At 37.7% G+C, this 10,123-nt stretch carries 7 protein-coding genes, 1 tRNA gene and 1 rRNA gene; 3 read left to right on the top strand and 6 right to left on the bottom strand.

The window, feature by feature from the left end; all coding sequences use genetic code 11:
- Positions 1-10: 10 nt before the first annotated feature.
- Positions 11-126: ribosomal RNA gene (gene rrf / locus KP710_RS09315) — 5S ribosomal RNA — on the top strand.
- A 309-nt stretch (positions 127-435) separates the two neighbouring features.
- Here the strand turns inward: rrf and rnd are convergent.
- The 6 genes from rnd to KP710_RS09285 all read right to left on the bottom strand — a co-directional run bounded on the left by rnd (position 436) and on the right by KP710_RS09285 (position 7,067).
- Positions 436-1,593, bottom strand: a complete 1,158-nt coding sequence (gene rnd, locus KP710_RS09310; protein WP_111408005.1) for a ribonuclease D — start codon at positions 1,591-1,593, stop codon at positions 436-438.
- A gap of 57 nt (positions 1,594-1,650) precedes the next feature.
- Positions 1,651-3,339, bottom strand: coding sequence for a long-chain-fatty-acid--CoA ligase FadD (fadD, locus tag KP710_RS09305; RefSeq protein WP_048953288.1), 1,689 nt, complete (start codon positions 3,337-3,339; stop codon positions 1,651-1,653).
- A 42-nt stretch (positions 3,340-3,381) separates the two neighbouring features.
- Positions 3,382-3,927, bottom strand: a complete 546-nt coding sequence (locus tag KP710_RS09300) for a Slp family lipoprotein (RefSeq protein ID WP_111408022.1) — start codon at positions 3,925-3,927, stop codon at positions 3,382-3,384.
- 30 nt (positions 3,928-3,957) lie between these two features.
- Positions 3,958-4,668 (bottom strand): tRNA (adenosine(37)-N6)-threonylcarbamoyltransferase complex dimerization subunit type 1 TsaB, encoded by a 711-nt coding sequence (gene tsaB, locus KP710_RS09295; protein ID WP_111408006.1) that lies wholly within the window; start codon positions 4,666-4,668, stop codon positions 3,958-3,960.
- A 13-nt stretch (positions 4,669-4,681) separates the two neighbouring features.
- Entirely contained in the window at positions 4,682-6,604 is a 1,923-nt protein-coding gene (gene yoaA, locus KP710_RS09290; protein WP_111408007.1) for a DNA repair helicase YoaA, read from the bottom strand.
- A gap of 262 nt (positions 6,605-6,866) precedes the next feature.
- Positions 6,867-7,067, bottom strand: coding sequence for a hypothetical protein (locus KP710_RS09285; protein ID WP_140476328.1), 201 nt, complete (start codon positions 7,065-7,067; stop codon positions 6,867-6,869).
- On the opposite strand from KP710_RS09285, the gene rne reads away from it, so the two are divergent.
- Together rne and KP710_RS09275 are read left to right on the top strand one after the other, a co-directional pair.
- Complete coding sequence (gene rne, locus KP710_RS09280; protein WP_111408008.1) at positions 7,067-9,880, top strand: ribonuclease E; 2,814 nt, start codon at positions 7,067-7,069, stop codon at positions 9,878-9,880. The genes KP710_RS09285 and rne overlap by 1 nt on opposite strands.
- 151 nt (positions 9,881-10,031) lie before the next feature.
- Positions 10,032-10,121, top strand: a tRNA-Ser gene (locus KP710_RS09275).
- The last annotated feature ends 2 nt before the right edge of the window (positions 10,122-10,123 follow it).

Below are 10,123 nucleotides of genomic sequence, written 5' to 3'. Positions count from 1 at the left end.
AAAGAATTATCCTGGCGGCGATAGTGCGGTGGAACCACCTGACACCATACCGAACTCAGAAGTGAAACGCTGTAATGCCGATGGTAGTGTGGGGCTTCCCCATGTGAGAGTAGGGCACCGCCAGGTTACTAAATACAAAGCTAAATAAAATAAGAAAAGAAGAACCCCAGTTGAATAACTGGGGTTTTTGTTTATGGATTTTAACTAACAACTATTATAAAAAATAGAATTAAAGATAATAAAGAGATATGGGGGCTTATATTTCGATCATTTACAAAAATCAGTATTATTGGATTTTTGATATACAAAACTTATGTATTCTTAATAATCTTTTAGATTTCTCTTGAGAGATAAATATTACTACTTTTCAGTTTAGATAATACTTCTAATTAGAGATTATTTTTAGTTCTAATTCAGATCTTTTGGAGACGTAGACTAGGTATTTGTTATTATTTTGATTTCTTTCACCAATATATCACCTATTTGTTTACGCCAACCTATGAGTAATTCCGGTAATTTATTGGATGAACATTCTTTTTTCCACACCCATTTTATTAATTCTTCTAATGTTCGTTTACTCGCTATGATTTCTGGTGATAGCCCTCCTGGAGTAAGTGCAGTAACTTGATCTTGTAGTGAACGAATTGTTTGTTTATAGCGAGGATCTTCAGAAATTCTAACTATTTTCTGTGGATAATGATTAGGAGATATCTGGCTAGCTTGGGCAAGGAGCTGAAGAATTTTTTTTCCATAGATTCGGATCTCATTATGAGTTAGACCCAGTTCAAGCATCTCAGCTATATTACGAGGATTGTACTTTGCCACTTTCCAAAGATGTTCTGATTTTACAATATAAGACAAGGCTAAATTTCGCTTTACAGCAATATTTTGTCGCCATGTTGCTAAAACTTTTAAGCGAGCTAATTCTAAAGGCTTCAGTTTCCATGCATTTGGAATATCCAAATAGGCTTTATTCGCATCTCGTTCTTTTAGTTTATATGTTTTGATAAGTGCGAGTTCACACTCTTCCTTTACAGCTTTTAACCAAGGCGTTTGGGAGAGTTCTTGTTGCAGAATGTGATATAGCGGAAGTAAATACCATACATCACCCGCCGCATACTGTAATTGTATTTTTGAAAGAGGACGTTTAATCCAATCAGTACGAGTTGCACCTTTATCTATTTTTATATTCAGATATTGTTGGACTAATTTTGCTAAACCTGCAGACATACCTAGTCCAAGGAAACGAGCCATAATTTGTGTATCTATCATGGGTGTAGGTAACTGATTAAATTCCTGCAAAAATACTAATAAATCTTCACTACAAGAATGTAATACTTTGAGAACGTGAGAATCAGAAAGTAGTTTGACAAAAGGTGAAAAATCAGTGATCAGAAGTGGATCAATTAAAGACACTCGTTTGCCATCATAAAGTTGGATTAATCCCAGTTTTGGGAAATAAGTTGATATACGTATAAATTCGGTGTCTAACGCAACTATATCCTGTTGTTGGGCCAAAAGGCAAATTTCTGAAAGCTCAGTATTAGTTGTAATAAGAGAAAAGTGCGGTAAATTTTGGCATTCTTTTATCATTGTCGTATTTCAACAGGGGGATTTAACAAGGAAATGGGATATTGCTATCCCATTTATTTAATGAACGGAACGTTTTGCGATTTCTTCATCTCGAAGTACGCGACGTAGAATTTTTCCTACATTCGTTTTGGGTAATTCATCACGGAATTCAATTTCTTTTGGAACTTTATAGCCTGTGAGATATTGTCGACAATGCTGGCGAATTTCATCACGTGTTAGACTATCATCTTTTTTTACTACAAAAATTTTGATAGTTTCACCTGATACTTCATGTGGTACCCCGATAGCAACAGCTTCTGAGACTTTATTATTAAGCATTACCACGTCTTCAATTTCATTTGGATATACGTTAAAGCCTGAGACTAGTATCATATCTTTTTTACGATCAACAATACGAAGGCTATAAGTTTCATCCATAATTACAATATCGCCAGTCGCCATCCAACCATCTTTTAAAACTTCACTTGTTGCCTCAGGGCGTTGCCAATAACCTTTCATGACTTGTTCGCCTTTTACCCATAATTCGCCAGGTTCCCCAATTTTGGCTTCGGTTCCATCATCTTGGATAATTTTAATGTCAGTATTTGGAACTGGTACGCCTATGGTGCCATTGTGTTTTACTACATTAATTGGGCAAGCAGCAATAAGCGGTGAACACTCTGTCATGCCGTAGCCTTCAATAATATTACAACCCGTTAGAGCATGCCAACGTGTTGCAACAGATTGTTGAATTGCCATTCCTCCACCTACAGAGAGTTTTAATGCTGAAAAATCCACCTCTTTGAAGTTTTCGTTATTCAATAAAGCATTAAATAACGTATTTACTCCTGTAATAGCTTCAAATTGATATTTTTTTAACTCTTTTACAAAACCATCAATATCACGTGGATTAGTGATTAAAATTGCGGTAACGCCTAATTCTAAAAATAATAAGCAATTTACGGTTAATGCAAAAACGTGATAGAGAGGTAAGGCTAAAATTGCAGAATGAGTACGCGTATGATCACCAATAAAGGGTTCTGCGATCCATTTAGCTTGGAAAACATTAGTAATAATATTTCCGTGCGTTAACATTGCCCCTTTAGCGACGCCAGTGGTACCTCCAGTATATTGTAGGAATGCCAGATCACCTCGAACAACATCGGGGCGTACATATTGACGATATTTTCCGATACTTAATACTTCTCGAAATGTTACTGCATGTGGCAACTTGTATTTAGGGACGAGCTTTTTGATGTATTTTACAACGAAATTGACGATTGTACGTTTACCGAAAGAGAGCTGATCCCCCATTCTTGTTAAAATGACATGTTTTACATTCGTGTTGAAGACAACTTTTTCTAAGGTTGAGGCAAAATTAGATACAACAATGATTGCCACCGCACCACTGTCTTGTAGTTGATGTTCTAATTCTCTTGGTGTGTAAAGTGGGTTAACATTTACTGCAATCAGACCGGCCCGTAAAATACCAAAAAGTGCAATAGGGTACTGCAATAAGTTTGGCATCATCAATGCTACACGATCGCCACGTTGAAGTTTAAATTCGTTTTGTAAATAGGCAGCAAAAGCACGACTACGCTCTTCTAATTTTCGGAATGTAAGTATTTGCCCCATATTGATATAAGCTGGACGGTCGGGGTGCTCACGTACGGCTTTATCAAACATATCCAGAATTGACTCATATTTTGATGTATCCAGAAATTTTTCAGAACCTTCTGGATAGTTTTGAAACCAAATTTTTTCCATTTTTTATCCTAGTTTATTGGAAAATTTCCAAGATTTTATCATTTAATTCAAATAATAGCGAATTTCGGGTTGGATATACCGAGGCTGGTATCGCCATCTCCAGAATCCCCAATCATCGTCCCAATCATCTTCAGGATAATAATAGTTTGTACTTAGCGCCCAAAGACGGTATTTATTTGGTTTAATAACAGGATAAGTATAATTAGCCTGTTCTATTTTACCTGGTTCTGAACCAATTAATTGTCCGCCAATTGTGATATAACGGTCCTTTAAATTTTCGGGATCTATAAAACCATCGAAATAAACGATAAAACGGCCATCAGATTGTGATTCTACGAAAGGTTTTCCAGATAAAGATGATACCGGTAAACTAAGTACTTCGATTTTAGTATGATGAGGTAAAATGGTAGTTTGTACAACTTTGCCGCCCAATCGGATATTTTTACAGTGGCAACTCAGATCTTGAGATGTAATTTCTTTATAGCTAGTAATAGAAAACTGTTCATTTTCTAATCCTCTTGGTGGAGTAATACAGCCTGTTAGACCTAAACAAAGTGCGGTCAAAAATATGCTTATTTTTCCTTTCATTTTCACTTTCACTTATCCTCCACGATGATGTTATTCGCGTCCAGGTAACTTTTTCCACGTGACTTCATTTCGTAAATAAATAGGCTCAATTTCTAACGCTGAAATAGTTTGTTGCTGTTTCCATGCCGTTTGAGCAAGGGGTAACATATATAAGGCATTTGGCAATTCAATTTCTGAACCGTTCAGATTTTTTTCTGTAAATTGTGGATAAGCCGCCCAACCTGTACCTACATAAAAAATATCGTTATTTTGAAGTTGAGAAATTGCTTGTTCAGGTGGGCAAACTTGCTCTGGTGTTATTTCTCTCCATTGAGAAACCGCTCCAAAATTAGTGTGAATATCTTCACATATAAGTTGTGAAAAATATACTTCCCCCATGCGCGCATCGATTGCGGCTGCAACTTTTTTTGCTTGATATAATTCAAATGCAGCCTGTGCCATTGCTGTTAAATTTGATATAGGAATAACTGGTAAATCAGCACCTAATGCTAAACCTTGTGCGATACCAGCCCCCACTCTTACACCTGTAAAACTACCAGGACCACGCCCAAAAGCCAGAGCATTAACTTGATTTAAATGCAAGCCTGAGTTTGCTAAGATTTTATCAATCATAGGAAGAATTCGTTTGGTGTGCGTGCGTTGCGCTAATTCATTTAAATGTGTTTTTTCACCGTTATATAGTAGTGCAACTGAGCAGGCTTCAGTAGAGGTATCTAATGCTAATAAAGTTAGCTTTGTCATTATTTTTTCTCATTTATTGATTTTGTAAGAATTGTATCACTTTATTGAGATCTCGGGTACGACTTGAGTTTGGCAAACTCTTTAAAAACGTTTCGCCATAATTTCTCATAACTAAACGATTATCACAAATAATCACTACGCCACGATCGCTTACACCTCGAATTAGACGCCCAACGCCTTGCTTTAGCGTAATCACGGCTTCTGGAATTTGAATATCATTGAATGGATCGCCTCCCTGTAGCTTGCAATCTTCAATACGTGCTTTTAATAAGGGGTCATCAGGTGCAGTAAACGGAAGTTTATCGATAATCACCAGGGAAAGTGCATCACCGCGAACATCGATTCCTTCCCAAAAACTAGATGTTGCAACAAGTACACTATGAGAGGTATCAGTGAATTGTTCCAATAATTTGCCTTTAGAGGTTTCTCCCTGTACTAAAATTGAAAGCCTACTTTTTTCACGAAAATATTCTGCTAATCCTCGCATCATTGTGTAAGAAGTGCAAAGTACAAAGCAGCGCCCTTTATTGGCTTCAATTACTGGCAGTAACATTTCACCTAATGATGTTAAAGTATGCGTTTTATTGGTAGTTGGCAAATAACGAGGAACACAAAGTAATGATTGTTCAGGATAATTAAATGGACTATGTAAAATCTTTTGTGTTGCATGTTCAATCCCTAATCGTTGACAAAAATGATTAAAGGTTCCACCTACTTCTAATGTTGCGGAAGTAAAAATCCATGCAGCCTCTTTGATCTTCAGTTGTTCTCCAAATTTGTCGGCCACGGTTAGCGGTGTAATATGTAAGCCGAATTGACGACCATTTCCCTCATACCAATAACAAAACCCCACAATATTAGTTTCGGTTAGGCGCTTTAATTGACTTTTTATTGATTCGACACGTTCAAAAATACTATCGAGTGTTTGTGAACGCCCTAATGTAAGCTTAATCACCTCGGAGAGAAAATTAATTTTTTCTTGTAATAAATCAAAGGCTTTTTTTACCGCACTTTGTTTATAAAATTCACGCCAATTTCCACGAGTATTATTTTCTTCACCTAATAAAAGACGAAAATCCTGTACAACTTTAAGTAATGTATCTGATGTGCTGCCAAGTTGCAGCATATCTTTTAGTTCGGTACGATAAACAATATTAATATCTTTGCATAAATCAAATAGCTGTCGAGAGGTGAGCGATTGCCCAAAATATTGACTGGCAATATCGGGCAATTGATGTGCTTCATCAAAAATAATCACTTCTGCATGAGGAATTAATTCCCCAAATCCAGTTTCTTTCACAGCCATATCAGCAAAAAACAAATGATGATTAATGACCACTAGATCCGCATTTAGTGCTTTTCTCCGAGCTGCTGCAACATAGCATTCGTTATAATTAGGACAATCCGCTCCTAAACAACTTTCAGTGGTACTAGTTAGCTGTGAAATGATAGGGCTGTCTTCGGCAAGTTCTATACATTCAGTAAAATCACCTGTTTTTGTGCTGTTATTCCACTTTCTAACTTTACTTAAATCCATTAAAACAGATTTATCACCAAGCACTCCTTGTGCAATAACTTGATCTAATCGTTCTAAACATAGATAGTTTGCTCTTCCTTTGAGTAAGGCTATTTTTCCTGTGAAATTAAGCGCTTTTTTGATAGCAGGAAGCTCTCGATTGAAAAGCTGATCTTGTAAATTTTTGGATCCGGTCGAAATAATGGTTTTTTTGTTAAATAGTAATACTGGTGCTAGATATGCCAAAGTTTTGCCCGTGCCTGTACCTGCTTCAATAACAAGAGAAGACTTATTATAAATGGTATCACCAACGGCTTGAGCCATGCTAAGTTGTTCTGCCCTTGGACTGAAGTCCTTTATATTTTGACTTAATTGTCCATTGAGAGAGAATATGTGAGAGAGTTGATCTTGATAATTCATTTATAGGAAAATTTTTTGGGTTAAGTCTAGCAAAATTTGATGTGATCGTATAGAAAAGACAGTCGAAATCATGAAAGATGAAATAATTAATTTATATTTATAAAACCGATATTTATTAAACCATATATACCTTGCTAATTTCCTATTTTCCATAGATAATAGGGAGTCTTTTTATGCTTAAAATTTATGCGAAAAATGACATGTTTGTTGGTGAAAATTCAATGCGGCAATTGGTGTAAGACGTTGATAACCAACATTTTTCTTAAAATAAATTAGCCGCTTGCAATGCGTGCGGAATATCGCGTTGTTTTATAAAGCAAACGTTTATGCTTAATAACGTTATTAATGCACCCAGCAACATACAGTCGTGAGATTGACTGGCGCGAGAAACACGAGGTCGATAACGAAGCAAAGTGCGGTTTATTTTGAGGTCTTTTAAAATATTTAATAAGAGAATTGGCAATGAAAAGAATGTTAATCAATGCGACTCAAAAAGAAGAGTTGCGTGTAGCGCTAGTTGACGGACAGCGCTTATTTGATCTGGATATTGAAAGCCCAGGACATGAGCAAAAAAAAGCGAATATCTACAAAGGGAAAATTACTCGCATTGAGCCAAGCTTAGAAGCGGCTTTTGTAGATTATGGTGCAGAACGTCATGGTTTTTTACCATTAAAAGAAATTGCTCGTGAATATTTCCCCGATGATTATGTTTTCCAGGGTCGTCCGAATATTCGCGATATCTTGAGCGAAGGCCAAGAAGTTATCGTTCAAGTTAATAAAGAAGAGCGCGGAAACAAAGGCGCTGCCTTAACAACTTTCGTTTCTCTTGCGGGCAGTTATTTGGTCATTATGCCAAATAATCCGCGTGCCGGTGGGATCTCTCGTCGTATTGAAGGGGATGAGCGCACTGAATTAAAAGAGGCATTAAGTTCATTAGATGTGCCTGAAGGCGTGGGGTTGATTGTTCGTACTGCAGGTGTGGGTAAATCTCCAGAAGAGTTGCAGTGGGATTTAAAAGTTTTACTTCACCATTGGGAAGCGATTAAACAAGCATCTCAAAATCGTCCAGCACCTTTCTTGATTCACCAAGAAAGTGATGTGATTGTACGTGCTATTCGTGATTATTTGCGCCGTGATATTGGTGAGATTCTTATTGATAGCCCGAAAGTGTTTGAAAAAGCAAAAGAGCATATCAAACTTGTTCGCCCAGATTTCATTAATCGTGTGAAACTTTATCAAGGCGAAGTGCCTCTTTTCAGCCACTATCAAATCGAATCTCAAATCGAGTCAGCATTCCAACGTGAAGTGCGTTTACCTTCTGGCGGTTCAATCGTTATTGATGTAACAGAAGCCCTGACTGCTATTGATATTAACTCTGCGCGTTCTACTCGCGGTGGAGATATTGAAGAAACAGCATTAAATACTAACCTTGAAGCAGCAGATGAAATTGCGCGTCAATTACGTTTGCGTGACTTAGGTGGTTTAGTTGTTATCGATTTCATTGATATGACGCCAGTTCGTCACCAACGAGAAGTGGAAAATCGTATTCGTGATGCAGTTCGTCAAGATCGTGCTCGTATTCAAATTAGTCGCATTTCTCGCTTCGGTTTGTTAGAAATGTCACGTCAGCGTTTAAGTCCTTCACTAGGTGAGTCTTCACATCACATTTGTCCTCGTTGTCAAGGAACAGGTAAAGTGCGTGATAACGAATCTCTTTCTTTGTCTATCTTGCGTTTAATCGAGGAAGAAGCATTAAAAGAAAACACCAAGCAAGTGCATACGATTGTGCCAGTACAAATTGCTTCTTATCTTCTTAACGAAAAACGTAAAGCGATAAGCAATATTGAAAAACGTCACAATGTAGATGTCATTGTTGCACCAAATGAAGCAATGGAAACACCGCATTTTAGTGTTTTCCGTTTACGCGATGGCGAAGAGGTGAATGAACTGAGTTATAATTTAGCGAAAATTCACTGTGAGAAAGATGAAAGTACCGAGGAATCTCTTGTTTCTCGTAATGTAGAAACAACAGTGGTTACTGAACAACCTGTGGTTGAAAGTGCGGCAGTGGCGCTTTCTATTTCTGAAGCAGCTCCGACTCCAGTTGAGCGTAAATCGAATGAACCGTCTTTGTTAGCGAAAATTATCGCGAAGATTAAAGGTTTGTTTGCTTCTGAATCCGAAGAAAATAAACCGAAAAATAACCGCACTTCGCGCAATTCTAATCGTAATCCACGCCGTTCACAGGAGCGTCGTACTTCTCGTCGACCACGTTCTGAAAATAACGAAACGGAAAGAACCGAAGAACAAGTTCGTAATATTCGTGAACGTAATCAACGCCGTCCTCGCCGTAACTTAGTGGAAGAAAGTATTGCTGAAAGTGTGGTAAATTCTACACCGGTTTTTGAGGCTCAGGATGAAAGAACTGAGCAAGTGGCACAACGCCGCCAACGTCGTGATTTACGTAAACGCGTGCGTGTTGAAGATAATGAGATGGCAGTTGAGCATAACGAAAATATTGTTGAAAAAATGACGGAAGTGGATGTTGTCGAAGTTCAGTCCGTTCAAAATGATGAAAAAACAGTTCGTCAAAACCAAGAACGTTCTGAACGTCAAGATCGTCAACGTCGTACTCCACGTCATTTACGTGCAGCGAATAATCAACGTCGTCGCCGTAATCAAGAGCCAAAATCGCCAATGCCATTATTTGCTGCAGTGGCTTCACCTGAATTGGCAAGTGGAAAAGCTTGGGTGGACTATTCAACAGTGAATGCGCAGAAAGAAAATAATTTCTTATCTGTGGATGAATTGCTTGAGCAAGAGAAAACTAAAAAAGGTTTTATCACGCCAGCAATGGGAATTGTTGTTGAAGAAAAATCTCTTGAAGTAAAACCAGCATTAGATTTTATTACTCAGCCAGCTAATGAATCTGTACAGAAAAAAGTACAAGAATCTCTAGAGCGTTTAAATTCTCATAAACCTCAAGAAACGGTTGAATTTATTGAGTCAACGATTACCCTAAATGAGCCTGAAACTGTAAATGAACCAGCCTTTGTTCGTACTTATGAGTTTAATGGGCGTTTAGGTAGCATTTCTTCAGTTGCTCATACAAAAGCAGAGATGACTTTGGCGAAAGCGAGTGATGAAATGCCTCAGCCATTCCCAATTATTGAATGGCAAGATTCTCGCTATTATTTTTACGGTAAAGGGGCGGCAGGGCATCATTGTGCGATTAGCCATGTATATTCTGAGCCTACCCGAGCAAAATCAGAGTAACCTAAAATAAAAATTAGAATTGGCGTGATTTTTATTACGTCAATTCTTTTTATTTTAGGGTTGCAGTAAAAATAATCACTTGATAAAAACGAGATGATTTTTGCTTGACGGTCTTTCTCAAAAAACGTATTATTCGTGTGCATTGAATCACGGAGGAATGGTCGAGTGGTTGAAGGCACCGGTCTTGAAAACCGGCGAGGGTTTACGCCCTCCTAGGGTTCGAATCCCTATTCCTCCGCCATC

The sequence above is a fragment of the Haemophilus sp. SZY H35 genome (genome assembly GCF_018829705.1).
Classification (GTDB): domain Bacteria; phylum Pseudomonadota; class Gammaproteobacteria; order Enterobacterales; family Pasteurellaceae; genus Haemophilus; species Haemophilus haemolyticus_K.
This window is presented reverse-complemented; position numbering and strand designations above follow the sequence as displayed.

Excerpts from the sequence above, each read along its gene's own strand:
- rnd (WP_111408005.1), bottom strand. The coding sequence starts at position 1,593 with ATGATAAAAGAATGCCAAAATTTACCGCACTTTTCTCTTATTACAACT.
- fadD (WP_048953288.1), bottom strand. The coding sequence starts at position 3,339 with ATGGAAAAAATTTGGTTTCAAAACTATCCAGAAGGTTCTGAAAAATTT.
- KP710_RS09300 (WP_111408022.1), bottom strand. The coding sequence starts at position 3,927 with ATGAAAGGAAAAATAAGCATATTTTTGACCGCACTTTGTTTAGGTCTA.
- tsaB (WP_111408006.1), bottom strand. The coding sequence starts at position 4,668 with ATGACAAAGCTAACTTTATTAGCATTAGATACCTCTACTGAAGCCTGC.
- yoaA (WP_111408007.1), bottom strand. The coding sequence starts at position 6,604 with ATGAATTATCAAGATCAACTCTCTCACATATTCTCTCTCAATGGACAA.
- rne (WP_111408008.1), top strand. The coding sequence starts at position 7,067 with ATGAAAAGAATGTTAATCAATGCGACTCAAAAAGAAGAGTTGCGTGTA.